The sequence below is a fragment of the Phytoactinopolyspora halotolerans genome, assembly GCF_010550675.1.
GTDB lineage: Bacteria > Actinomycetota > Actinomycetes > Jiangellales > Jiangellaceae > Phytoactinopolyspora > Phytoactinopolyspora halotolerans.
Map to the genome: position 1 here is coordinate 171,524 of NZ_JAAGOA010000005.1, position 24,696 is coordinate 196,219.

Annotated in this window: 24 protein-coding genes and 1 pseudogene; 10 read left to right on the forward strand and 15 right to left on the reverse strand. The window is 68.7% G+C overall.

What is annotated here, in order from left to right; all coding sequences use genetic code 11:
- Window positions 1-192: 192 nt before the first annotated feature.
- Both G1H10_RS34985 and G1H10_RS09030 read left to right on the forward strand, forming a co-directional pair.
- A pseudogene (locus G1H10_RS34985) lies at window positions 193-384 on the forward strand (type IV toxin-antitoxin system AbiEi family antitoxin domain-containing protein); the annotation flags it as partial.
- A gap of 81 nt (window positions 385-465) precedes the next feature.
- On the forward strand, window positions 466-1,197 hold the full coding sequence (locus G1H10_RS09030) for a putative endonuclease domain-containing protein (RefSeq protein WP_246219327.1): 732 nt from the start codon (window positions 466-468) through the stop codon (window positions 1,195-1,197).
- 59 nt (window positions 1,198-1,256) lie between these two features.
- On the opposite strand, the gene G1H10_RS09035 is transcribed toward G1H10_RS09030, so the two are convergent.
- Together G1H10_RS09035 and G1H10_RS09040 are read right to left on the reverse strand one after the other, a co-directional pair.
- Window positions 1,257-2,390 carry a hypothetical protein gene (locus G1H10_RS09035; RefSeq protein ID WP_163735819.1) on the reverse strand — a complete coding sequence of 378 codons (1,134 nt, stop codon included), beginning with the start codon at window positions 2,388-2,390 and terminating at the stop codon, window positions 1,257-1,259.
- A gap of 60 nt (window positions 2,391-2,450) precedes the next feature.
- Window positions 2,451-3,383, reverse strand: a complete 933-nt coding sequence (locus G1H10_RS09040) for an o-succinylbenzoate synthase (protein ID WP_163735822.1) — start codon at window positions 3,381-3,383, stop codon at window positions 2,451-2,453.
- 260 nt (window positions 3,384-3,643) lie between these two features.
- Here G1H10_RS09040 and G1H10_RS09045 point away from each other — a divergent pair, with 260 nt between their 5' ends.
- The 3 genes from G1H10_RS09045 (at window position 3,644) to G1H10_RS09055 (ending at window position 7,126) form a co-directional block, all read left to right on the forward strand.
- Complete coding sequence (locus G1H10_RS09045) at window positions 3,644-4,624, forward strand: 1,4-dihydroxy-2-naphthoyl-CoA synthase (protein ID WP_216853055.1); 981 nt, start codon at window positions 3,644-3,646, stop codon at window positions 4,622-4,624.
- A gap of 247 nt (window positions 4,625-4,871) precedes the next feature.
- Entirely contained in the window at window positions 4,872-6,098 is a 1,227-nt protein-coding gene (gene menE, locus G1H10_RS09050; protein ID WP_216853056.1) for an o-succinylbenzoate--CoA ligase, read from the forward strand.
- Window positions 6,099-6,250: 152 nt separating this feature from the next.
- On the forward strand, window positions 6,251-7,126 hold the full coding sequence (locus tag G1H10_RS09055) for a 1,4-dihydroxy-2-naphthoate polyprenyltransferase (protein ID WP_163735828.1): 876 nt from the start codon (window positions 6,251-6,253) through the stop codon (window positions 7,124-7,126).
- A gap of 10 nt (window positions 7,127-7,136) precedes the next feature.
- Here the strand turns inward: G1H10_RS09055 and G1H10_RS09060 are convergent, their stop codons facing one another.
- The gene (locus tag G1H10_RS09060) at window positions 7,137-7,448 is read right to left on the reverse strand and encodes a DUF4229 domain-containing protein (protein ID WP_163735831.1); all 312 of its coding nucleotides are present in this window, start codon (window positions 7,446-7,448) and stop codon (window positions 7,137-7,139) included.
- A gap of 155 nt (window positions 7,449-7,603) precedes the next feature.
- Here G1H10_RS09060 and G1H10_RS09065 point away from each other — a divergent pair, with 155 nt between their 5' ends.
- From G1H10_RS09065 to G1H10_RS09085, 5 genes are all read left to right on the forward strand, one after another.
- Window positions 7,604-8,434 carry an ABC transporter ATP-binding protein gene (locus tag G1H10_RS09065; RefSeq protein ID WP_163735835.1) on the forward strand — a complete coding sequence of 277 codons (831 nt, stop codon included), beginning with the start codon at window positions 7,604-7,606 and terminating at the stop codon, window positions 8,432-8,434.
- Window positions 8,431-9,783: an FtsX-like permease family protein gene (locus G1H10_RS09070; protein ID WP_163735838.1), complete on the forward strand. Its 1,353-nt coding sequence runs from the start codon at window positions 8,431-8,433 to the stop codon at window positions 9,781-9,783. The genes G1H10_RS09065 and G1H10_RS09070 overlap by 4 nt, the downstream gene beginning before the upstream one ends.
- Before the next feature lie 108 nt (window positions 9,784-9,891).
- A complete protein-coding gene (locus G1H10_RS09075; protein WP_163735841.1) occupies window positions 9,892-10,161 on the forward strand; it encodes a hypothetical protein in 270 nt (89 codons plus the stop codon).
- Between the two features lie 67 nt (window positions 10,162-10,228).
- A complete protein-coding gene (locus G1H10_RS09080; RefSeq protein WP_163736258.1) occupies window positions 10,229-11,254 on the forward strand; it encodes an LLM class F420-dependent oxidoreductase in 1,026 nt (341 codons plus the stop codon).
- A 106-nt stretch (window positions 11,255-11,360) separates the two neighbouring features.
- Complete coding sequence (locus G1H10_RS09085) at window positions 11,361-11,849, forward strand: PLD nuclease N-terminal domain-containing protein (protein WP_163735844.1); 489 nt, start codon at window positions 11,361-11,363, stop codon at window positions 11,847-11,849.
- A 287-nt stretch (window positions 11,850-12,136) separates the two neighbouring features.
- Here G1H10_RS09085 and ccsB read toward each other — a convergent pair whose 3' ends face one another.
- From ccsB to G1H10_RS09145, 12 genes are all read right to left on the reverse strand, one after another.
- Window positions 12,137-13,192: a c-type cytochrome biogenesis protein CcsB gene (gene ccsB, locus G1H10_RS09090; RefSeq protein ID WP_163735845.1), complete on the reverse strand. Its 1,056-nt coding sequence runs from the start codon at window positions 13,190-13,192 to the stop codon at window positions 12,137-12,139.
- Window positions 13,192-14,820 carry a cytochrome c biogenesis protein ResB gene (resB, locus tag G1H10_RS09095; RefSeq protein ID WP_163735848.1) on the reverse strand — a complete coding sequence of 543 codons (1,629 nt, stop codon included), beginning with the start codon at window positions 14,818-14,820 and terminating at the stop codon, window positions 13,192-13,194. The genes ccsB and resB overlap by 1 nt, the downstream gene beginning before the upstream one ends.
- Window positions 14,821-14,915: 95 nt before the next feature.
- Window positions 14,916-15,662 (reverse strand): cytochrome c biogenesis CcdA family protein, encoded by a 747-nt coding sequence (locus G1H10_RS09100; RefSeq protein ID WP_163735851.1) that lies wholly within the window; start codon window positions 15,660-15,662, stop codon window positions 14,916-14,918.
- A gap of 20 nt (window positions 15,663-15,682) precedes the next feature.
- Complete coding sequence (locus G1H10_RS09105) at window positions 15,683-16,339, reverse strand: TlpA family protein disulfide reductase (protein WP_163735853.1); 657 nt, start codon at window positions 16,337-16,339, stop codon at window positions 15,683-15,685.
- Window positions 16,339-16,998: a histidine phosphatase family protein gene (locus G1H10_RS09110; RefSeq protein ID WP_163735858.1), complete on the reverse strand. Its 660-nt coding sequence runs from the start codon at window positions 16,996-16,998 to the stop codon at window positions 16,339-16,341. Before G1H10_RS09110 ends, G1H10_RS09105 begins: the two co-directional genes overlap by 1 nt.
- Window positions 16,999-17,065: 67 nt before the next feature.
- Window positions 17,066-18,409 carry a glutamate-1-semialdehyde 2,1-aminomutase gene (gene hemL / locus G1H10_RS09115; RefSeq protein WP_163735860.1) on the reverse strand — a complete coding sequence of 448 codons (1,344 nt, stop codon included), beginning with the start codon at window positions 18,407-18,409 and terminating at the stop codon, window positions 17,066-17,068.
- A 166-nt stretch (window positions 18,410-18,575) separates the two neighbouring features.
- Entirely contained in the window at window positions 18,576-18,695 is a 120-nt protein-coding gene (locus tag G1H10_RS09120) for a methionine/alanine import family NSS transporter small subunit (protein WP_163735863.1), read from the reverse strand.
- Window positions 18,685-20,214 carry a sodium-dependent transporter gene (locus tag G1H10_RS09125; RefSeq protein ID WP_163735865.1) on the reverse strand — a complete coding sequence of 510 codons (1,530 nt, stop codon included), beginning with the start codon at window positions 20,212-20,214 and terminating at the stop codon, window positions 18,685-18,687. Before G1H10_RS09125 ends, G1H10_RS09120 begins: the two co-directional genes overlap by 11 nt.
- Before the next feature lie 99 nt (window positions 20,215-20,313).
- On the reverse strand, window positions 20,314-21,165 hold the full coding sequence (locus G1H10_RS09130; RefSeq protein WP_163735867.1) for an alpha/beta fold hydrolase: 852 nt from the start codon (window positions 21,163-21,165) through the stop codon (window positions 20,314-20,316).
- A gap of 10 nt (window positions 21,166-21,175) precedes the next feature.
- Entirely contained in the window at window positions 21,176-22,330 is a 1,155-nt protein-coding gene (locus tag G1H10_RS09135; protein ID WP_163735869.1) for a M24 family metallopeptidase, read from the reverse strand.
- Window positions 22,327-23,388, reverse strand: a complete 1,062-nt coding sequence (locus tag G1H10_RS09140; protein ID WP_216853058.1) for an ABC transporter substrate-binding protein — start codon at window positions 23,386-23,388, stop codon at window positions 22,327-22,329. Before G1H10_RS09140 ends, G1H10_RS09135 begins: the two co-directional genes overlap by 4 nt.
- On the reverse strand, window positions 23,385-24,596 hold the full coding sequence (locus G1H10_RS09145) for a dipeptidase (RefSeq protein WP_163735873.1): 1,212 nt from the start codon (window positions 24,594-24,596) through the stop codon (window positions 23,385-23,387). The genes G1H10_RS09140 and G1H10_RS09145 overlap by 4 nt, the downstream gene beginning before the upstream one ends.
- Window positions 24,597-24,696: the final 100 nt, after the last annotated feature.

A 24,696-nucleotide genomic window follows, 5' to 3' on the forward strand; every position in this document is an offset into this window, starting at 1 on the left:
CCCCGCCTGCCCCCCCGCCGCCCGCCCCCGTGGGCGGTCGCGCGGGGGGCCCCCCCCCCCCCCCCCCCACGGCGGTATCCGTTGATCTTCAATTCCACGCCACCTGTGGACAAGGCAACCGCGTCCGGCCTGGTTTTCCACAATCTCCGTGGGCGCCTAGGCGTGACGCCCCAAGCCCAGCAGGGTCGATCTATGGAACACGGGCATCATCTCTGCCGCGCCGAACCATATGTGCCGACCGGCCTGCCCATACGGGCGAAGTTGGCCGAGTTGCTGAAGCTCCAGCAAGGTGTGATTCTGCGCTCGCAAGCGTATGACTGCGGGGTCACTCCGGAACAGCTCCGGTGGTTACTCAACTCGAACCGATGGCGCCGCATCCATGCCGGCGTGTACGCGTCCTTCACCGGGCCGTTGCCCTTCGAATCACAGGTGTGGGCGGCGGTTCTGCGCGCTGGTCGAGGAGCTGTGGCAAGCCACCGAACCGCCGCCTACCTGGACGGCGTCTGCGACGATCCAGGAGACGTCATCCACGTGACGGTTCCTGCTGACCGTCACGTCGGATCCCGGATCGATGGAGTGCGCGTCCATTACTCACGCCACGTCCACCGCACCCGCCACCCCACGCGGCTTCCACCTCGGACACGCTTGGAGGAGACCGTACTCGACCTGGTCGACAGCGCGCCCGCCGCATCGGAGGTCGAGGCATGGGTGACCCGGGCGAATCAGCGGAGACTCACCACGCCCGGCCGCATCGCCGCCGCGCTCCGGCTGCGCAAGAGGATTCGCTGGCGGGCCATGCTGGAAGGGATGCTCACGGATGTCGCGGCGGGAGCGCACTCGCCACTCGAACTACGCCACCTCCGTCGTGTCGAGCGCGCACATGGTCTACCCCGCGGCACACGTCAGCGGCGGGTCGGCGAGCGGCGAGCCAGCTGGATCGACGTCGACTACGACGAATACCGGCTCCGGATCGAACTGGACGGACGCATCGGTCACATCGAGGAAGGACAGTTTCGCGACCGTCGCCGCGACAATCGGGCGACAGTCGACGGCCGGACGGTGCTGCGCTACGGCCACGCCGACATCTTCGGCGATCCGTGCGGCGTCGCCGCTGAACAGGCCTGCGTGCTGGCTAGCCGGGGTTGGACGGGACGGATACGCCCATGCGGTCCGGGGTGCACGGTGGCGGCCGCATGATTGCCGTGCATCAGTGGGGTGGGAACAACAGTGATCCGCGGCGATCTCGACGTTCAGGATCAGGCGACCTTACGCAGCCAGGTGAAACCGGTGTTGCTGCCCTGGCATGTCTGCAGGATCACGTCGCACTCGTCGCCGCACGTCCAGTTCGACGCCGGCCCGAGCGCGGACCCTCGGCCTGGGGCGATCTCGCGGTTGACCACCTCGTACAGGCCGGCCTGCTCACCTTCGAGTTCCACCATGGTGCCCATCGGCATCGCGTTCCACCAGGCGTTGCCGAGGTAGTCGTGCGCGACCACGAAGGTCCCGACACCGACCGGTGTGTAGTGGCACGCAGCACCGTATGCGAGGTTGTCGATCTCCACACCGGTGGAGCAGGTGCTCACCGGAATCGTCTCGACATCCTCCCCCAGCACGATCGCGACGTCGCTCTTGACCTCGTCGAACCTGTTGCCACCGGAGTACACAAATCGGAATTTGGTACCCACCTCGGCTTCGACCTCGACCTCGGCCGTGCTATCGGACCCGGTGGTCACCGTCTCCACGGTCTCCCACATATCGTCAGTCCGCCGCTGCAGCTCGAGGTCCCCCATGATGGCCACGCCGGCCGGCGTGGTCCACGTGGCGATGACCTCCGCGGTCTCGTCGTCGATCGGCGATGCCGTCGCCGTGATCCGCGACTGGAGCAGGTCACCGGAGACCACCGTGACGTCGTTCGACGCGGCCTGATCGACCGCTTCGCTTCCCCCGTACGCGAGGCGGTAGATGCCGGTCTCGTCTACCTTGACGTCGGCGGTGCCCTCACCATCTGCGAGGTTGAGTTCTGTCACCGACTCCCATGACTCCCCTTCGACGCGCTGCAGGTCGACCGGGCCGTTGACCGGGCCGCCCTCGGCGACGTGCCAGGATGCCTCGAACGGCACGGCGTCCCAATCGCTCGCCTTCTCCGGCGCGCTGAGCACCAGTTCCAGCTCGTCGGAAGGTGGCTGTGCCTCGGCTTGCAACGCTTCGACGTTCTCGGACTCTGCCGGTGACGGCGGAACCGTCAGCGGCAACGAGACGCCGGTGGCCACGACCTTGCCGCGTGCCGAGACGTTCTCATCCGAGCTGCCGTCGGCCCCGCCGAGCAGGAAGAATGCTGACCCGGCGGCCAAGGCGGCGGCGCCGGTTCCAGCCAGCAGACGAGGCCACATACGTTACATCCTCCATGTTCACTCGCCGAGGTGTCCACGACGGTCGGGGGTGTCATTGGGTCAGACGATCCGGGAGATCCTCAGGTTCCACCAATCTTGGACGGACTTGTCCGCCGCCGTCGCTTCGAGGCCTTCCGGTGTAGGCTCCGGGCGCCGGACCGGGAGGAAGCCGCCGCTGGCGATCAGCGGATCGGTGACATCGCGCTCCAGCAGGCTGGCGGTCGCCAGGCCGCACGCGTACGGAAGCTCCGGCAGCGCGGCGGCAAGCGCGACCCCGGCGGCGATCCCGACCGAGGTCTCCAGCGCGCTGGATACGACGACGGGCAACCCGATCTGCTCGGCGATCCGCATGCAGGCGCGGACCCCACCCATCGGCTGAACCTTCAGCACGGCGACATCCGCCGCTTCCATCCGGGCCACCCGCAACGGGTCGTCGGCGCGACGGATCGATTCGTCGGCGGCGATCGGCACCGATACCCTCCGGCGAAGATCGGCCAGCTCCTCAACCGTAGGACACGGTTGCTCGACATACTCCAGGCCGTGCGCCGCGTGGTCGTACCTCGGTAAGAGCCGGGCAGCGGTGTCCGCGTCCCAAGCCGCGTTGGCGTCGATCCGGATCTTGCCCGCCGGGCCCAGGGCGTCTCGGACCGCCTCCAACCTGGCCAGGTCTTGCCCCGCACTCTGCCCGTCCGCGGCTACCTTCACCTTCGCGGTGGTGCATCCCGGGAACCGGGACAGGGTTTCGACAACCTGCTCCGGCGGTACCGCCGGCACGGTGGCATTGACCGGTACCCGATCGCGCACCGGCTCCGGCCAACCGGTGTCGGCCGCTTCGCGGGCGGCACGCCACCAGACAGCCGCCTCCGCGTCGTCGTACTCACGGAACGGTGAGAACTCCGCCCAGCCGCCGTCGCCCTCGATCAGGACGCCCTCACGGACGTCGAGGCCCCGGAACCGGGACCGCAGCGGGATCGCGTAAACGTGCATGTTCATCCAACGTCAGCCGTCGATGGCCTTGAGACCAGATACCCGCGCCCGAAGAGATCATCCTTCTCGGACACAGCGGCTCCCGCATCGGCACGGCACACGGTAAGGACTCTACCGAAGCGCCGGCCGCCTCGGTCCCTGAAGCCCATCACCGGCCCCGCTTTGCAATGCACACATATACGCGTGCAGCACGCGTATATGTGTGCATTGCAAAGCGGGGTTGGTCCATGGTCACCGCCGGCCGGCTGGGCCGTACTGTTGGCTGTGTGAGCGACAGCCCCTTCGATCCCAGCCACTGGCGTCCGGTCAGTGGCTTCGACTTCACCGACATCACCTATCACCGGCACGTCCGGGACGGACATGACCAGGGCACGGTGCGGATCGCCTTCGACCGTCCGGAGGTGCGCAATGCGTTCCGGCCGCACACCGTCGACGAGCTCTACCGTGCTCTCGACCATGCCCGGATGACTCCGGACGTGGGGTGTGTGCTGCTCACCGGGAACGGCCCGTCTCCCAAGGACGGCGGATGGGCATTCTGCTCCGGCGGCGACCAGCGCATCCGCGGCCGGGACGGCTATCGCTACACCACACCGGATCCCGCCGCATCCACCGGCGACGCCGGAGCGGAGGAGAATCCGCCGGGCCCGACCGACCAAGCCCCGCACGGTGGCGAACGGGTGGACCCCGCCCGCGCCGGCCGGCTGCACATCCTGGAGGTCCAGCGGCTCATCCGGTTCATGCCGAAAGTGGTGGTGGCCGTGGTACCCGGCTGGGCCGCCGGCGGCGGGCACAGCCTGCATGTGGTCTGCGATCTCACCCTCGCCAGCGCGGAACACGCACGGTTCAAGCAGACCGACGCGGACGTCGGCTCATTCGACGGCGGCTACGGCTCCGCCTATCTCGCCCGTCAGGTCGGGCAGAAATTCGCCCGGGAGATCTTCTTCCTGGGCTCCGAATACACCGCCGACGACGGTCATCGCATGGGCATGGTGAACGCCGTCGTGCCACACGCCGAGCTGGAGAACGTCGCGCTGGACTGGGCGGCGAAGATCAACGGCAAGAGCCCGACGGCGCAGCGGATGTTGAAGTTCGCGTTCAACTCGGTCGACGACGGCATGGTGGGACAGCAGGTCTTCGCCGGCGAGGCGACGCGTCTGGCGTACATGACCGACGAAGCCGTCGAGGGACGCGATGCGTTTCTGGAGAAACGGTCACCGGACTGGTCCCGCTTCCCCTGGTACTACTGAGCACCTGACTCGCGCTCCGATCGGCGCGGCATGGCACGCCATGGCACCGTCACAAGCACGGCACCGTACCGCCTCGCCACGGCGCGGCGCGGTGCTGGCCGGCGGTGATCGTCGTCGCCGGCGGTTCGGACACCACGGGATGAAACCGGCCGGTGTGGGTACATCAGCGGCGAATTTCCGGACCACGTGCGCTTGTGCGCATTCAGGACTTCCAAGACGACTCAGGTTGGCTAAGCTGGTGTATGCGATGCAGAGATCGATTTCGACGACAATGACGTCGGCGACCCGCACGCTTCGAGCGGTCGAGGTGCCGTTGACCCCTGCTGTCGTGCCGCGGCTCTACCCGGCGCTACTCGATGCGCTCAGCGGAGGGCCGGCTCTGCTCCCGGTGCCGGGCAGCCCAGCGCCAGTACGTGACGAGCTGCTGGACGCGCTGCAACCGGCAGAGCCGCTGGAAGACAACGATGTCGCGCTCGTGGTGCCGACATCGGGCAGCACCGGCGAACCCAAGGGCGTGATGCTCAGCGCCAAGGCGATCCAGGCGTCCTCCGCGGCCACGCTGCGCCGGCTCGGCGGACCGGGCCGGTGGCTGCTGGCCTTGCCCGCCACGCACGTGGCCGGCCTGATGGTGCTGGCCCGCTCGATCGCCGCCGAGACCGAGCCGGTGGCGCTCGACCTCTCCGAGGGGTTCGATCCGGAGCTGTTCGCCGCGGCCAGCGTCCGGCTCTTCGGCAAGGGACCGGGCCGCCGGTATACCGCTCTGGTGGCCCGCCAGCTGGCCGCTCTCCTGGACGCGGACGGGGCCGCCCTCGCCGCCCTCACCGGGTACGACGCGGTCCTGGTCGGCGGATCCGCCGTCAGCGACGACCTCCTCGAACGAGCCCGCGACGCCGGCGTCACCGTGGTCACGACGTACGGCTCCACGGAGACCGCGGGCGGTTGCGTCTACGACGGAGTGCCGCTGGACGATGTCGAGATCGACATCACCGACGACGGCCGCATCCGCCTCGCCGGTCCGATGCTGGCCAGTGGTTACCGGCTGAATTCCCAGCTGAGCGCGGACGTCTTCGCAGACGGCTGGTTCACCACCGCCGACGCCGGCCATTTCACTCCAGACGGTCGGCTCGAAGTGGTGGGCCGGATCGACGACGTGGCGGTCTCCGGAGGCGTGAACGTGCCGCTGGCGGCGGTCGACCGGCTCGTCGCCGCACATCCGGCGGTGCGGGAGGCGCTCGCCGTCGCCGTGCCCGATCCGGAGTGGGGGCAACGGGTGGTGGTGGGTGTCGTCGCCGCCGACCCAGCCCACCCGCCGCGCCTGGAATCGATACGCGAGCACGTCATTCGACAGGCTCCCACGGCATACGCCCCGAAAGAGCTGATCGGGCTGGACCGGCTCCCGACGCTGCCGAGCGGCAAACCGGACCGTCGGTCCCTGGCCACCGAGCTGACGCCGGCCCCCACCGTGCCGTCATGACCTGCCGCCCGCCGTCTGCCCGGCGCACGGCGTAGTCTCAGATCTGCCGCCCGACCCGGCACGCACCGGGCGGGGCGGCAGCACGCCGTGGCCGATGCGGGACGGCTCGGCACATCATCACGTCGACGGACGAAGGGAACGCGCACGCTCTCATGGCGACGATCACACAATGGACGCAGGGGGCCCGGCCACGGACATTGCCGGTGGCGTTCGCCCCGGTTCTGGCCGGCAACGGAGCGGCTGCCGCCGCCGGCAGCGCACACCTCGGCAGAGGCGTGCTCGCGCTGGTGGTGGCTGTCGCCCTGCAGATCGGCGTGAACTTCGCGAACGACTACTCGGACGGTGTGCGCGGTACCGACGACGACCGGGTCGGCCCGTTCCGGCTGGTCGGCTCCGGAACGGTTCGGCCGTCCGCGGTCAAGACGGCGGCCTGGCTCTGTTTCGCGGTGGCCGCCGTCGCCGGACTGGTCCTCGTGGTCCTCACCCGGCAATGGTGGCTGCTGGCCGTGGGGATGGCCGCCATAGCCGCCGCCTGGTATTACACGGGCGGCACCCGGCCGTACGGGTATCGGGCGCTCGGCGAGGTATCGGTTTTCGTCTTCTTCGGTTTGGTGGCCGTGCTGGGCACCGTGTACGTGCAGGCGGAAGAGATCACGGCCGCGGCCGCCGTCACCGCCGTCGCCGTGGGCGCACCGATCTGCGCGTTACTGGTGGTGAACAACATCCGGGATGCCCCCAAGGACGCCGAAGCCGGCAAACGGACCCTCGCCGTGGTGATGGGTGACCAGAACAGCCGGCGGCTCTACGCCGCACTCATGGTCCTGCCGCTGGCCCTGGTGCCGGCGCTGATCGTCATCGCCGGAGGATGGACCGCGCTGGCGCTGCTGGCCGGACCGCTGATGGCGCGCACCACTGCGCCTGTGCTGAAGGGCGAGACCGGCGTCGCGCTCATCCCGGCGCTTCAGGGCACCAGCATGTCCGCGCTGCTCTTCGCCGTCCTGCTGGCCGCCGGCCTGGGGCTGAGTTAACCGGAAGCGTTCAAGCTACCGCTCCGCCCCGGCTGCCCCCTTGCTCAGGTTCGGAATCCGCCGTGCGCGCCCGCTCGGCGTCGTTCCAGGCGTCCTCCGCTTCAGTGCGCGACTCCAGCCGATCCTTGATGGTCGACAGCCGCGCGTCCAGCGAGGCGGAGACGTCATCCCGGCTCCGGCGCAGCACGACGACGCTGACGACGCCCGAGGCGAACACCGCGGACAGCAACAAGACGTAGCCGCGGAAGCCGATCAGCCAGAACAATGCGGCGATGACGGCGAAGATCAGCAGACGCAACAGCGTATATCGCACAACAGCCATGACGGTTTCAGCGTACTAGGTTCCGCTCCAGGATCCCCCGGACGCATCCCCGATAGCCGAGCTCCGGTGCATCAGTCCCCGGGATGACGCGTCGGCCGCCGAGATCACCCCGCGGTGCGACGCCCTCGCCCCGGCCCGATCCATAACGTCAGGGCATGCTCGATGACACACGGAACACACGCCGGGTACGGTCGGCGCCGCGCCCACCTGAGGCCGGCCACGCCGCACAGGCGAGGGAAGCCACACCGGCGAGGCAAGCCGCACCGGCCGTCGCCGGGGACCTCGTCGCCACCGATCTGGTCAAGACCTATGGAGACGGAGCGGCGGCGACACACGCGCTGGCCGGGGTGGATCTGACCGTGCCGGCGGGCGAATCGCTCGCCGTGATGGGTCCGTCCGGCTCCGGCAAGACGACCCTGCTGCATTGCCTGGCCGGCATCGTGACGCCCACCAGCGGCTCGGTGATCTGGCGTGGCGCCGATCTGGCCACGCTGAGCGATCGCCGGCGCACGGCGCTGCGCCGCTCCGACTTCGGCTTCGTCTTCCAGTCCGGCCGGCTGCTGCCGGAGCTGCCCGCGGTGGAGAACGCCGCGCTGCCGCTGATGCTGGCCGGCACCCCACGGGACGTGGCCACCGCCCAAGCCGCGCAGTGGCTGGTCCGTCTGGGGCTCGCCGGCATGGAGCAACGCCGCCCCGGCGAGCTCTCGGGCGGCCAGGCCCAGCGGGTCGCGATCGCCCGTGCGCTGGCCGGATCGCCCGGCGTGGTGTTCGCCGACGAGCCGACCGGCGCGCTGGACCAGCCGACCGGCGCCGACGTCATCCAGATGCTCGTCGCTACCGCCCATGCCGCGGGCGCCTCGCTCGTCGTCGTCACGCACGACATCAACGTCGCCCGGCACTGTGCGCGGATCGTGACCATGTACGACGGCCGTATCAGCGGCGAAGACGGGGCCCATACGGCGCCGGAAGGAGAGCATCGCCGATGAGGTCGATACTGGGCCTGTGGCGGCTGCTGCGTCGGCGCGGCCGGCACAGTGGCCATCCGGAGCAGCTGACCAGTGCCTTGGCGGTGACCGCGTTCACGGTCGCGACGGCGGCATTGCTGGTCGTCGGCGGCGGGGTGATCGCCTTTGTGGAGCGCACCGACGGAGCGGGCACGGCGAGCGCGTCATCGGCCGCGGCCCACGCGGATCAATACCCCACTCTCGCCCTGATCGCGGCCGGTCTGCTGCTCATACCGCTCGTCACGCTCGGCGGCGCCGCCGCCAGGTTGGCGGTGGCCCGTCGCGATGCCCGGCTGGCGACGCTGCGGCTCACCGGCGCCACCAACGGGCAGGTGATCGCGCTGGCCTCGGGCGATGCCGTCGCCCAGGCCGCCACCGGCGCCCTGCTCGGCGCCGTCGGGTACGTTGCGCTCATCCCGGCGGTGGCACAGCTGCGCTTCCAGGGCCGCACCTTCGACTATGCGGAACTGTGGGTGGGCCTGCCCATCATGGCGGCCGCCGTCGCGCTCGTGGTGCTGGTGGCCCTGGTCTCGTCGCTGGCCGGCCTGCGACGCGTCGCAATCACACCGTTGGGGGTGGCGGCACGGACCACCCCGCCTTCGCTGCGGGCCCGACGGGTGGCGATCGCGATCGTCGTGGTCGCCGCCTACCTGGTGGCCAGCAACGTCGACGGGGACTCGGCGGTGGTGATCGGGGTGCTCGCCACGCTGCTCGTCCTCGGCCTCGCCACCCTGAACGCGGTGGGCCCGTTCGTCATCGGAGTGATCGGGCGGCGCATGGTCGCCCGGGCACGCAGCGTCGCGACGCTGCTGGCGGGGCGGCGCATCGTCGACTCGCCCAAGACCGCATGGCGCTGTGTCGGTGGGGTCGCGCTGGCCACCTTCATCGCCGGCCTGACCAGCGTCACCGCTGCCCTCGGCGACCCGGGCGGGAACGCCGGCACGGCGGACGAGATCTACCGGGCCGACCTCGCCACCGGAGGCCTGCTCACCCTCGGGATCGCCGGCATCCTGGCAGCCGTCTCCGCCGGTGTCATGCAGGCGGGCCGGATCATCGATCAGCGGGACCAGTACCGCGCCTTGGTGCATGCCGGCACGGACGTCCAGGTGCTCCACCAGGCCCGTGGCCGGGAGACGAGTGTTCCGCTGCTGGCCGCCGTCGGGATCGCCACAGCCGCCGCTGCGGTCTTCATCGTTCCCGTGCTCGGCACCGGTGCCCTGACCGATGGCAGTGTGATCGTCCGCTTTCTGTTGTGCGTCGCCGCCGCCACCGCGGTCACCCTCGCAGGCTCGGCCGCCACCCGGCCGGTGGTCCGGACGGTACTGGCATGACATCCGCGTCGAGGAGGCCCGGGCCGGTCGACGGCCCAGCCCTCCGCCACGAGGAGGCGGGAACAGACAACTGGCGATCAATCGAACTTGTGTTCTAACGTGCGTACTATGCCGGTCGACAAGCCGCCTCACGTTCTACAGGAACAGGCCATCTTGAATGAGCACTGGCCGTCCCATCCGACCGACTTCAGCACGCACGAGCCGGGGATCAAGGTGCGTGCCAGGCTCATCTGGGAGAAGGATGGTGAGGAGTACGTCCGCGGGTTGGCACGCCGCTGGGACAGCACGCACGTGTACGTCGAGATCGACGATCGACGGCGGCACGCGCTCGGTGTCTGGCTGAAACCCTGTGACGTGTACCGCAACAGCAGCGTATGAGCGTAGCCAACCGCACGTATCCGGTGCCTGCCCGGGCGCCCCTTAGTGTGGACACATGACTGAACGCATGCGCTTCGGATTATTCGTCCCGCAAGGATGGCGCCTGGATCTCGTCGGTATCCCCACTGAGCAGCACTGGGATGCCATGCTGGGAGTGGCCCAGCACGCCGACGCCGGACCCTGGGAGTCGGTGTGGGTCTATGACCACTTTCACACCACGCCGGCACCGACCGACGAGGCCACACACGAGGCGTGGACGCTCATGGCCGCCCTCGGCGCCGCCACCGAGCGGGTACGGCTCGGGCAGATGTGCACGTGTATGGCCTACCGCAACCCGGCCTACCTGGCCAAGGTCGCCGCCACCGTGGACGCGATCTCCGCGGGCCGCACCGAGATGGGCATCGGCGCCGGTTGGTACGAGCACGAGTGGCGCGCCTACGGCTACGGGTTCCCCCGCGCCGGTGAGCGCCTCGCCATGCTGGACGAGGGTGTGCAGATCATGCGGCAACTGTGGACCCACGGCAAGGCCAGTCTGGACGGCAAGCACTACACCGTGGACGGCGCCATCTGCCGGCCGCTCCCGCTGCAGGAGGGCGGCATTCCGCTGTGGATCGCCGGCGGCGGGGAGAAGGTCACGCTGCGAATCGCCGCCAAACACGCCCGCGGAGGCGACGTCGTCGACGCCGAGAGCTACACCCGGTACACCAACTTCAGCGGCGGCGCGCTCGATGTCTTCCGGCACAAGTCCGAAATCCTCGCGCAGCACTGCCGCGAACTCGGCACCGACTTCGACTCCATCACCCGGTCGGCCAATCTGAACGTGCTGGTCGCTGAGACGGAGAAGGAGGTCGAGGAGAAGCTGGCCGAACTGACGGACTTCTACACCAAGCACGTCGGCGCGCAGACGGCCGAACGTGCGATCGGTGCGTACCGGGGCAGCCCGGCCGTCGGCACGCCGGATCAGGTCGCTTCGAGGCTGCAGGAGCTGCGTGAAGCCGGCATGACCTATTCGATCTGCTACATCCGCGACGCCGCCTACGATCTCGATAGCGTCGAGCTGTTCGAACGTGAGGTCATCTCTGCCCTGAGCTGAATCGCCTGGGCCTGGGCGGCCGCCTGAGCGCCCGTGTGGGCATGGGCGTCCGTCTGGCCTAGGCTTGGGGGATGGGAGAGGTTGTTGTCCGACGAGGAGGTCCAGGGTGACCCGCGTATTGCCGGTGCTGGTGACACTCGTACTGGCGGTCTACACGTTCATCGACTGCCTGCAGACCGACGCGGGCAGGATCCGATCGCTGAACAAGCCGGTGTGGCTGGCCATCGTCGTGTTGATTCCCGTCGTCGGGCCCATCCTCTGGCTGACCGTGGGTAAGACCCGTGAACCACGGCCAGGCCCCGTGCACCGGCCACCGCCGCCTCAGCAGCTTCCTCCGGACGACAATCCTGAGTTCCTCCGTGAGCTGCGCAATCTCGACGACGAACATGAGAAGCTGCTGAGCGAGTGGGAAGAGAGCCTCCGCCGGCGCGAAGAAGAGATGCGCAGCCAGGAGGGCGAGAAGGGCGAGGACGACAAGCAGAAGCCCGACGACTCGGACCCGCCGGACGAGCCGAAGTCCCAGGAAGACCTCGACAAGGCCGAAGAGGAGCTTCGCAAGCAGCGCGGCGACCGCGGCGACGACGACGGCCGCTAGCCAGCGCAAGGCCGCGAGGAAACCGCTGGCTTAGCGCGGTACCGTACCGGGCACTCTCCACACGAAGGGCGGAAGCCGGAACTGCAACGCCGGCCTCCGCCCTTCGTCGTTCACGCTCTGCTCTTCGGTTGCGCCACCTGTGAACGTTCGCGGTCCGCGCCCGATCGCGCTGATTCCGCCGCCTGCGCTGATCGCGTCAGGTATGCGCCGTTCGCGCCCGCCTGCCCTAGCCCCGGGTCCGACCGGTTCGCCTGGCCGGGCGGCCAGAGGGCAAGAGGGACAGGAGCTTACAGTCCGCCGTACGCGTGCAGCCCTTCGAAGAAGATGTTGACTCCGAAGTAGCTGAAGATCGCGGTTCCATAGCCGATCAGCGCCACCGTGGACGCCTTGGAACCCTTCCAGCCGGCCGTCGCCCGCGCGTGCAGATAGGCCGCATAGACCAACCAGGTGATCAGCGCCCAGACCTCCTTCGGATCCCAGCCCCAGAATCGTCCCCAGGAGACCTCCGCCCAGACGGCGCCCAGAATGAGCGGGCCGATGGTCCAGATCGGAAAGCCCGCCGCCGCGAGCCGGTAGCCGAGCCGGTCCAGCACCGAGGAGGTCGGCAGCAGCCCGACGAAGCCGCCGGTGGCGCCGCGGCGCTCCGCCCGCTCGGCGAGGATCTGCAGGATGTTCACCACGGCCGCCACGGTGAACAGGCCGAACGCGAGTACGGCGCATCCGACGTGGATCACCAGCCAGTACGACTCCAGGGCCGGTGGCAACGGCCCCGGCGGCACATACAGGTACGTGACCGCCAGCCCCAGTGTGACGAACACGAGGAGGATGCCCCACGACGCCACCGCACGGCCCGCCGCGGTGCGTCCCACAAAGATGAACGCCACCGACGCCACCAGCGCCGCCGTGATGGAGAACTCGTGCATGTTCCCCCACGGCACACGCTCGGTCCCGATGCCGCGCATCGCCACTCCGACCGCCAGCACTGCGGTCGCCACCAGCAGCAACGTGCGCCCCATCCGGTACCGGACGTCGGCCTGCTCAGCCAGGTAGCCGCGCAGATCGGCAGAGTCGCCCGCGGCTTCCGGACCATCCGGTGCGTCCTGCTCGCCGCCTTCGGCCGCGCCGGACCGTGCGTCGCCGGAGGATTCCGCGGCGACGGCGGACGCGCCTGTACCGACCGCCACCAGATCCGGGGTCGCGCCCGTGGTCGCGCTCGCCGTAGCCCGCTTCAGCCGGAGACGCAGGCCCATCTCCGAGATGAACGCGAGCCACACGCCGAGATAGATGAACAGCGCACAGCCGACGACGAATCGGCTCCACTCGGCTATCGATATGAGATCCATCAGGTCTCCTCGTCCAGCTGATCCTTGCTGAGTCTGCGGTGGACTCCCTCGGCGACGGCACCGACCTCGTCGTCCAGATTCCCACCCTCGGAACGATGCAACCCGGCGACTTCGACCACGGTACGCCCCTCGTCATCGGTACCGGCACGCACCCACAGCCGTCGCCGCCGGACATAGAGCGACGCGGCCAGGCCGGCCACCGCGAGCAGCGCACCGGCCAGCGCGATCTCCTTGCCCGAGTTCCGGCTGATCTGCAGGTTCACCCAGCTGACGTAGCCGTCGAAGGTGATGAACCCGGAGCCGTCCGGCAGTTCCACGGTGTCTCCGGCCGCGAGTGCCGCCCGGAACGGTTCGCCGTCGGAATCTTCGAACTGCTCCAGCCCGTCCTTGTCCAACCGATAGATCGACTGCGCCACACCGCTGTTGAGACCGAGATCGCCGTAGAACGCGGTAAGAAACACCTGCGGGTTGCGCGGTTCCGGGAAGATCGACACCGGTCCGTTCTGCCCGACGTCGGCGGTGGGCAGGAAGACGCCCTCGATGCCGAGATCCGGCCCCTCGTCGTCGGCGACCGGGACCTTGACCACGCCGGTGGAGGTGAAGTTGTCGTCCTGCGGCAGGAACGGCACCGGGCCCTCGGCCAGGATCTCCCGGTCGGCGTTGCGGATGGTGAAGGCGGGCGCGTAACCGGGGTTGAGAATGTGTATGAGCGTGCCGTCGACGTTCAGCGGCTCGTTCACGCGGATGGTCTCCGTGCGGGCTTCGGCGCCCGGCTCCGGGACGAAACTCACCGTCGCCTCGTAGTTGTCCGCCTGCCCGATCTGCGATCCCGCGTCGATGAACTCCATCACGAACCGGTCGACCTGGAGGGAGAACGGGGGCAGGTCGGTAGCCTCGAACAGCGACCCGGAGGAGAAGTTGTCGTACTGGACGATGGAGTTGGAGAAGCCGGAACCCTCGGGCACCAGCACCGTGCCGCGATATCCGAACAGTCCACCGAGGGCAACCGCCAGCAAGACCACCACCAGGGAGAGGTGGAACACGAGGTTTCCGGTCTCCCGGAGGAACCCGGCCTCAGCGGCGACCGAGCCGTCGTCGCGCGGATCGGCCACGCGGAACCGCCGCCCGCGAAGCTCGGCGTACGCCGCCGCCTGGACCTCGCCGCTGGGCGCGTCGACGGTGAAGCTGCGGTATGCGGGCATCCGGGAGAGTCGGCTCGGTGTGCGCGGTGGCTTCGCCCGCATCGCGGTGAAATGCTGCCACGAACGCGGCAGGATGCAGCCGACCAGCGAGACCAGCAGAGCCAGGTAGATGGCGGCGAACCAGGGAGCGGAGTAGACGTCGAACAGGCTGAACCGGTCATACCACTCGGACAGGCCGGGGTTTCGTGCCCGGAAGTCGCGGACCGCCAGCGGATCGACATCGGACTGCGGGATGACCGAGCCCGGTATCGCGGCGACCGCCAGCAAGAACAGCAGGATGAGCGCCACCCGCATCGAGGTGAACTGGCGCCAGGCCCAGCGCAGGAACTCGCCGAGACTCAACGCGGGTGGGCGTTTATCCGCGCCGCCATCCGAGTCGGTTCGCGCCGGTTCGGCGTCGACGTGGCCTTCCGGAGTCCAGGTCATATCTCCTGGTCGCGCTCCGCTTCTCCCTCGCTCCGCGGCCGGCTCCACTCGTCCCTCACTACGCCGCCCACTCCGCTCGCTCGTCACGTCGCCGCTCATACAACCACCTCGAAGCCGCTGATCCACCCTTGCATCTGGGCGATCAGCTCATTCCAGAGCCCGGTCGCCAGCAGAATGCCGAGAACAATGAGGACGACGCCGCCGAACCGGACGAGCGCGACCTGATGCCGGCGCAGCCACCCGAACACCCGCATCGAACGGCGATACGCGAACGCCGCCAGCAAGAACGGCAGCCCGAGCCCGATGGTGTACATGAACGACAGCAACGCTCCGCGTCCGGCGTTCGCCTCGTCGAACGCGAGAAACTGCACGGCCGCGAGCGTCGGCCCCATGCACGGGGTCCAGCCCAGGCCGAAGACCACGCCCAGCAGCGGGGCGCCGGCCAGCCCGACCGCCGGTCTGGCGGTGGACGTCCACTGCCAGGACAGTCCGGGGATCCACCCGGCGAACGCCAAGCCCAGGCCGATCGTCACGACACCGAGGATCCGCGTGATCAACTCGGCGTGCTCGCGCAGGGCACTGCCGAGGCCGCCGAACAGCAGGCCGTACGAGACGAACACCGCCCCGAATCCCAGGATGAACAGACCGACGCCGAGAGCGAGGTGCCCACGCCGGCCGTCGGACAACTCCGAGCCGGACAGCCCGGTGACGTAGCCGAGATATCCGGGCACCAACGGGAGCACACACGGTGAAACGAACGAGACCAGCCCGGCGATGATCGCCACCGGGATGGCCAAGGCCAGCGACCCCGACAGGACCGTTTCTCCGAAAGTGCTACCCATGACTCACATGCTCCTGGAGCTCACGACCCGGTCGGCTCCTCGGCGGCGATGTCGGCAACCATGTCCCGCAGGGAGGATTCACTGATCGGCCCCAGCACCCGGGCCGCCATCCTGCCCTCGCGGTCGACGACGAGCGTGCTCGGAATCGCCGACGGAGGCAACGTCTCCCGGAACGCGAGCAACGCCTCCCCGTCCGGGTCGACGACGCTCGGGTACGTGATCGCGAACTCCTCCTCGAACGCCAGCGCGGCCGTCTCGGTCTGCCCGTCCCTGGTGTTCACGCCGATGAACTGGACGCCGTCGTCCTGCAAGTCCTCATATGCCGCCTGCAGGCCGGGGGCTTCCTTGCGGCACGGCGGGCACCACGAGCCCCAGACGTTCAGCACGACCACGTCGCCACGGGCATCGGCGAGCTGGAACTCCCCGTCCTCACCGAGCAACGGACCGCCGAACTCCGGCGCCGGCTTCCGATCCTGCGGCGGGATGATGTTGACCACGCCGTCGCCCTCGAGGTAGCCGATGTTGTCGGTCTCCGAGTTCCGGCTGACCTGCCCATCCGAGCATGCGGCCAGCGACAGGACGAGCGCCCCCGTCGCCACCGCCGCTGCCAGCAGTCGCCCCGCTCGGGCCCCGATACGGCGCGCCGGAGCCGGCAGGTCTGGCGGTGTGTCATCCATCAGGCACCCGCGCTGAACGACGCGTCCGCATCCGGAAGCAGGTCGGCCGCCGGCTCGCTGTACGCGATCGACTCGACGACATCGTCGCGGTAGGTGAACGTGGTCAGGCTCGCCAGCGAACATTCGCGTTTGCGTGGATCGTGCCAGAGGCGGCGGCCCTCGATCGCCGACCGCACCGTCCAGATGGGCAGCTGGTGCGAGACCAGCAGCACCTCGTGACCGGCCGCCGGCACCCGTGCGCGCTCCATCGCGGCGCGCATCCGCTCGGCGATCTCCACATACGGCTCACCCCAGGAGGGCCGGAACGGGTTGCGCAGAAGCCTCCAGTGCCGGGGTTTGGTCAGCGCGCCGTCTCCCACCCCGAAGGTGAGTCCTTCGAACGAGTTGCCGGCCTCGATGAGATCCTCGTCGAGGCCCGGTTCGATTCCCAGCTTCTCCGCGATCGGCTGACCGGTCTCAACCGCCCGCTCCAGCGGCGACGTGACGACGGCCACGATGTCCCGGTCGGCGACGACGTCTGCGACGCGTTGCGCCATGGCACGGCCTCGCTCCGAGAGGTGGTAGTCCGGCAACCGCCCGTACAGCACCTTGGCCGGGTTGTACACCTCGCCGTGGCGTAGCAGATGGACCTTGGTGGCGGTCCCGCTCGGGGTACCCATCGTCTCCCTTCCGTGCTCCATGGTCAGCGCGCCGCGACCGTGCCGGGGCGTGGCCGGACGCCGGCGGTCATGGGCGTTCCCGATCCGGCACCTGGGCCGCTGCCTCGGCGGCGGCCGGCAGCGCGTCGGCGATGCGCTGGAGCGCTCCGTCGTCGTGCGCGGCACTGACGAACCACGCCTCGAACGCCGACGGCGGCAGGTACACGCCGCGGTCCAGCATCGCGTGGAAGAACGCCGCAAACCGGTGGGTGTCCGCTGACTTCGCCGCGTCGAAGTCGGTCACCCCTTCCCCGCCCGGTGCTGTCCGCAGCTCCGCTGGATCGACGAAGAACACCGTGAACAAGTTCCCAGCGTACTGCACGACGTGAGGCACACCGGCTGTGTCGAGTGCGTCGTGAACCAAGTCGCCGATGCGGCGGATGGTGCGGTCGAGGTGCGCGTAGACGTCGTCGCCGGCCAGGCGCAGCGTGGTCAGCCCGGCCGTGGTCGCGACCGGATTGCCGGCGAGCGTACCCGCCTGATAGACGGGGCCGCTGGGCGCCAGCCGCTCCATCACCTCGGCGCGACCGCCGAAGGCGGCTGCCGGGAAGCCACCGCCCATGACCTTGCCGAACGTGGTGAGATCCGCCGCCACACCGTCCAGCCCCCACCAACCGGATCGAGAGACCCGGAAACCGGTCATCACCTCGTCCAGGATCAGCAGAGCACCCTGCGCGTGTGCGGTATCCCGCAGAAACGCGTTGAATCCCTCGACGGGTGGCACAGCGCCCATGTTCCCGGCGGCGGCCTCGGCTATCACGCATGCGATCTCGCCGCCGTGCTCGGCGAACACGGCCTTGACCGCCTCGACGTCGTTGTAGGGCAACACGATCGTGTCGGCGGCGCTCGCCTCGGTGACGCCAGGCGTTCCAGGCAGCCCGAACGTCGCCACGCCGCTACCCGCCGAGGCCAGCAGGGCGTCCACGTGTCCGTGGTAGTGACCGGCGAACTTCACCACCTTGCTGCGCCCGGTGAAGCCGCGCGCGAGCCGGATGGCGCTCATCGTCGCCTCGGTCCCGCTGGTGACCAGCCGGACCTGGTCCACGCTGGTGCGGGCGACGATCTCGGCGGCCAGCTCGACCTCGGGTTCGGTGGGCGTGCCGTAGGAGACGCCCCGGGCCACCTGAGACTGCACCGCGTCGACGACGGCCGGATGGGCGTGCCCCAGGATCATCGGCCCCCAGGAACACACCAGGTCGACATACTCGCGGCCGTCGACGTCGTACAGGTACGGGCCGGATGCGCGCTGAATGAACCGCGGCGTGCCGCCGACGGCCTGGAACGCCCGCACCGGCGAGTTCACCCCGCCCGGCGTGACAGCCCGGGCGCTCTCGAACAACTCGGCGCTGCGGGGAACGTCCTCGTAACTCACCGAGCCATTGTCGCAACCGCGTCTACGACGCTCTGTAGTGCCCCCGCCCCGCCCCCTGTTCCGACAGCACACCCCGCCCTAAATGATCATGTGAAGTGGGTTTTCTCGTGCCGTAACAGGTCTGCAGACATGGTAGTGCTGGAGAAAACCCACTTCACATGATCATTTAGGAGTCGTCGTCGGTGGGGTCGTCGGGGTGGTTGCGGAGGTAGAGCACGCCGGCGACGAGGCCGCCCCACACGATGGCGATGGTGACGATCATCATGACGATGGCGCTAGCGGACATCGGGCCTCCCCTCGCCGCCCGCGACCGTGATCAGCTCGTCGGCTCGCCGCCACGGCAGCAGCGAGAGCAGGACACCGACCAGCAACACCCCGCCGGCAACACCCCAGCCGGCCACGGCCAGGAAGGTGGCCGGATAGCCCTCGTACCGCGCATCGAACTCCTCGCGCAGGCTGTCCCACATCATCCAACCGAGCACGAGCGGCGTGACCAGGCCGAGGGTGAGCAACCACGGTCGGCCCAGGCGGAGCGCAGACGTGGCGTTGGCATGCCCGGCCAGCGCAGGGAGCTGTCGCAGCATCCAGGCGACGACGATGACCGAGACCAGGGCGGCCATCGCGATCCCGTACTGGTTCACGAAGTGATCGGCCGCATCCAGGATGAAGATGCCTTCGGGCGTGGGGAACAGCAGGATCGACGCGAGCGCGATCACTCCGCCGACCGCCAGGACGGACGGAACCCGGGACATCCCGGTGCGATCCTGCACGGCGGAGATCACCACCTGCATGATGCTGATCAACGACGACATGCCGGCCACCACCAGCGAGCCGAAGAACAGCACCCCGAACAGGTCCCCGGCCGCAGGCAGGCTGGAGATGATCTGCGGGAAGGCGATGAACGCCAGCCCGATTCCGCCCTCGCCGATCACCTCGTCGAAGGCGATGCCCGCGTTGGTCGCCATGAAGCCGATCGCCGCGAACACGCCGATACCGGCGAGGATCTCGAACGAGCTGTTCGCGAACCCCGCCACCAGAGCCGACCCGGTCAGATCGGCGCGACGCCTCAGGTACGAGGCGTACGTGATCATGATGCCGAACCCGATGGAGAGCGAGAAGAAAATCTGGCCGTACACCCTCACCCACACGCTGCCGTCAGTGATCGCACTCCAGTCCGGGGAGAAGAACGCGTCCAGCCCTTCCGCGGCGCCGTCCAGGGTCAGCGCCTGGATGACGAGCGCGATGAACAGCACCGCAAGCAGCGGGATGAAGATTTTGTTGGCACGCTCGATCCCCCGCCGGATCCCGAAGACCAGAACCCCCAGCGTCACCGCCCACACGCCGATCAGCGGCCACATCACACCCGACACGTACGACGAGACGAAGCCCGGCTCACTGGTCTGCAGGACGTCACCGTAGAGGAACGCCTCCGGGTCCTCGCCCCAGTCCTGGCCGATCGAGAAGCCGGTGTACAGCACCGCCCAGGCGATGATCACCGCGTAGTACGTCGCGATGACGAAGCTGATGGCGACTTGCCACCAGCCGATCGTCTCGGCGCGCCGGGACATACCGCGGTATGCGAGCGGTGGCGAGGCCCGCGACCGGCGGCCGATCGCGTACTCCATGATGAGCAACGGGATGCCGGCGGTCAGCAACGCGATCAGATACGGGATGAGGAACGCGCCGCCGCCGCTCTCGTAAGCCACGTACGGGAACCGCCAGATGTTGCCCAGCCCGATGGCCGATCCGATGGCGGCCAGGAGGAATCCGGAACGGGTCGCCCACTGCTCGCGCTCTCGTGGCATGCCCGCACGACCTCCGCATCGACGACGTCGTCTCCTCGCGAAGGGCCATGTTACCCAAATGTGACACGGAGAACGTGCAGAACCGTCACCTCCCGGCCGTCACCTTCCGGCCGTCAGCACCCGCTCGGTCAGGAACCGGCGGACGACGCTCTGGAACAGCTCGGGCTCCTCCAACGGCGGCGAATGCCCGGACTTCTCGAAGATCACCAGTTCGGAATCGGGGATGAGCTCGGCGATGGTCTCGCTGCACTCGACCGGCGTGATCCAGTCGGCACGGCCGACGGTGACCAGCGTCGGACAGCTGACGCCGGGCAAGCCGGGTTTGACGTCGTAGGCGTGCCGGTTCACCGAGAACGCGTAGTTGTGGGTCGCATAGTGGTAATCGACCGATGCGATCCGCTCCGGCAGCGTGGCGGGATCGAAGTCGAAGTCGTAGAGGGGAAGGATCTCGGCCCAGCAGTCCCGGAAGTCGTCGTTGTCACGGACGCGGCCCTCCATGATCCGCATCAGCTTCTCGTCGTCGATCTCCACCCGGGCTGAGGCCCTCGCGTTCGCCAGCGCGAGCTCGTCATGGCCCTGGTCCGGCGCGGTGTCCCGCAACACCAGCGCCAGCAGCCGATCCGGATGCGCGATCGCGTACTCCATGGACAGGAAGCCGCCATACGACCCACCGGCCATCACGAACCGTTCCGCCCCGGCCCACTCCCGGAGCGCGTCGATGTCCGCGACCCATTGCTCGTGCGTGAACGGCGGCGTGTCACCGCTTTTGCCGCTGCCCCTGGCATCGAAGACGAGGACCCGGAAGATGTCCGCCAGGTGCCCGAACGCGGCCAGCGGTTCGCGCTTGGACCCGAGCCCGGGGGCGCCGTGGTGGGCGATCAGCAACGGCGCCTGCGGATCGTCTCCCAGCAGTTCGACATCCAGCGGGTTTCCGTTGATCTCGACGATCATCCGGTCTCCTTCACAAGTCGATCACGACGTCGTCGAGATCGCGCGGATAGGTGGTCAGTCGCTCGTGCCCGTCGCCGGTCACCAACACGGTGTCGGAGATCCGGTAGCCGGCGTGCCCTGGCACGTAGATTCCGGGCTCGCTGGAGACGACCATGCCGGCCTGCAGCTCCGTCTGGTCGCCGTCGTCCAGCCACGGCGGTTCGTGGAAATCGAGCCCGATCCCGTGACCCTGGCGATGCCGGATGTGCGCGCCGTATCCGGCGTCCCGGATCACATCCAGACACACACGGTTCACGTCACTGCACCGTGCCCCTGGGCGGATGGCGTCGGTGCCCGCCGCCTGGGCGTCCCGGTCGGCCTCGAAGTAAGAGATCTGCTCGGGCGACGGCTCCGCGAGAAAGAACGTCCGCTCGCTCTCCGCGTACCGGCCACCCACCGCCCCTCCCAGCGAAAGGATGAACGTATCCCCCGGCTGGAGCCGGTTCGCCGACGGCAGCCCGTGCGGGTACGCCGACCGTTCGCCGCTGTAGACGAGCCCACCGGTCAGCATCGGCACCACGACCACGTCCTGATGCGTCGCATACATCCATCGGCTCCCGGCTCGCACGACGTGGTCGGCCATCTCCGCCTCGGTCGGTAGCTCCCCCGCCCCGAGCGCCGCCTTGACCAGCTCGATTCCCGCCTCCAGCATCACGTCACCCAGTTGGGCCGCGGCGCGGTGCAGTTCGATCTCCGCGGGCTGCTTCACCAGCCGGAGCGCATCGACGGCGTCGGACATGACCCACTCGACATCGTCAACGACGGCGCGGAACGCGGCCAGCCGTCCGGTCGACATCACCGGCGTGTAGGCCCAGCGCCCGCTCCGCCCCACGGCCCGCGCCAGAACCTCGAACGGGCTGACCACGCCGGGATACTCGGCGAACGCGACGATCTCGTCGACGACGCTCCCCTGCGCCGCGGCGTGCTCGCGCTCCAGCTCGGGAACGAGCAGCACCGTACGATCCCGGCCGAGCCACACCACGGCAGGTCGCTCGTTCGGGTGGTGGAAGAAGCCCGTAAGGTACGCGACGTCGTGCCAGTCGTCCACCACGATCGCGTCCAGCCCGGACGTGTCCAGGCCGGCCCGAAGCCGCTCCTGCACGCCGCGGTAGAAGTCAGCACTCAAAGGAACGTCGGCGTCAGCACACTGGAGTTGGCCGACACGGCGTTCCCGCCCAGCACCACCTGCCGGATCGCCTCGTAGTCGACGGCGTGCGCCAGCGCCTGCCGGATCTCGAGCCGGTCGAGCGGTTCGCGTCGCATGTTGTACTGCATGTGCGCCCAGCCCAGCGACGGAACCGAGTACGTCTCCAGCGACTCATCGCCGGTGATCTCATTCACCATCGACGGCGGCAGCGCGTTGGCGATCAGGTCCAGCTCGCCGGAGCGCAGCGCCAGCACCTGCGTGTTCACGTCCGGGTAGACACGGTAGACGACCCGGTCCACCTTCGCCCGGCCGTCCTCGGCGAGCGGGTAGTCGTCGACCGCCTCGAGCACGTACCGCTGCCCACGCTCCACCTCGGTCAGCACGAACGGCCCGGCCGAGACCCAGTCGGAGTCGTTGGCGAAGTCGCCGACGCTCTCCGCCTCGCCGAAGACGTGTGCGGGCACGATCGGCATCCAGAATCCGATGCTGTTGAGGAACGCGCCGTCCGGCCGGGTGAGAGTGAACTCCACCCTGGTGTCCGACACCGCCTCGGCACTCTCCAGCGCACCGATCATCCCGGCGACGGTGCCGAGGCCCTCCTCCTGGACCGCGGTGATGGTGAAGGCCACGTCCTGCGCGGTCAGCGGTTCGCCGTCGGTCCACTCCATGTCGTCGCGGATCTCGATCCACGCGGATAGGCCGTCCTCGGCGTAGCCCCAGTCGGTGGCCAGCGCGGGAACCTTCTCGCCGTCCGCGTTGAGCGTCATCATCGCCGGGTACATCAGGTTGGTCACCCAGGTATCGGTACGGCTGTTGCCGACCAGCGGGTTGTAATTGACGACGTCGGCGGTGGTGCCGATGTGCAGCTCGCCGCCTTCGGCGCCGGCCGTGTCCTCGGCCGCGGGCGCGTCGCCGGCGTCGCCACCGTCGTCTGCGGCGTCCGGGTCGGACGGCGTGCATGCGGCCATCAGAACGGCGACGGCCGCCGCCGCGACCACGCTGGTGCGCCCTGCCCGGGTGCGGATGCCAACTCTCATCTGTCCCATACCTCCTCGATCACTCGCATCGCGTTGCCCCCGATGACCGCGCGGATCTCGTCGTCGGAGTAGTCGTGCGCAACCAGCCAGCCCACGATGTTCCAGAAGCACTCGGCCGGGTTCTCCAGGCCGTCCACGTACTCGACCTCCTCGTAGTCGACCGAGCCGTGCGCCTCCCCGATCGACAGGTGGTCGGCGAAGAGATGGTGCAGGCCGACGTGGTCACCGAACAGGGTGTCCGGCCCGAACGCCACATGCTCGATGCCGACCAGGTCGACGCAGTACTCGAAGTGGTCCATGACCGACTCCAGGCTGTGCCGCGGGTGCGTCGCCGAGAGCGTGGTGTGCGGGGCGGCCTCCAGCCCGATCACCCCGCCCCGCTCGGCGCATGCCGTGATGACGTGGTCCGGCTTCATCCGGTTCGTGTTCCACACGCCGCGCGCCCCGGCGTGCGTGATGAGGATCGGCTTCGTCGAGTGCTCGATGACCTCGAGCGAGGTGACGTCACCGGAGTGCGAGACGTCGATGACGATACCGAGCGCATTCATCCGCTCGACCGCCTTCCGCCCGAACACCGTGAGGCCGCCGTCGCGCTTCTCCTTCAACCCGCTGCCTAGCGTGTTCGCTTCGCTGTAGGCGATGCCGAGCTGGCGGACGCCGAAGCCGTACAGGATGTCGATCCGGTCCAGCTCGTTCTCGATCGGGGTGGATGCCTCCAGCCCGGCGATCAGCGCGATCCGGCCGGTCTCATGCGCATTCCGGATATCGGCGAGCGTCTCCGCCTTGATCACGAAGTCCTGGTGGGCCAGGTCGCTGAACCGCATGCCGAGATCGGCGATGATGTCGGTCCACTTCCAGCCGGCGTGGCTGGTCACACACGCCGTGCCGTCCATGAAGTTGTCGAAGACGACGGTCATACCGGAGCGGGCAAGCCCTTCGTAACCGGTCCGGTGCCGCCCGTGCCGGTTGTAGTCGATCGTCTCGGAGATCTCCTCCGGGAACCGGGTCGGATGTTCGTGGGTGGAGATCACCAGGCTCTCGGAAAGCAACCGAACGGTCCGTTCGTACTGGTCCGTGGTGAGTTCCAGGCCGGCGTACGACGGCACCCGGCCCAGTTCCGGAGCGAGCGCGAACGATTTGTAGTCCACGCCCTCACGCAAATAGCTGTACGACCGGTAGCCCTCGTAGCGCGGTGCGGGTTTGAGCACGAAACGACCTCCCTGCAAGCTTGCCGCCGATATGGCGCAAGTCAACGTTCCACTAGCGAACGGTGCCAGAAATCAGCAGAATTAACAAGCTCAATGACGG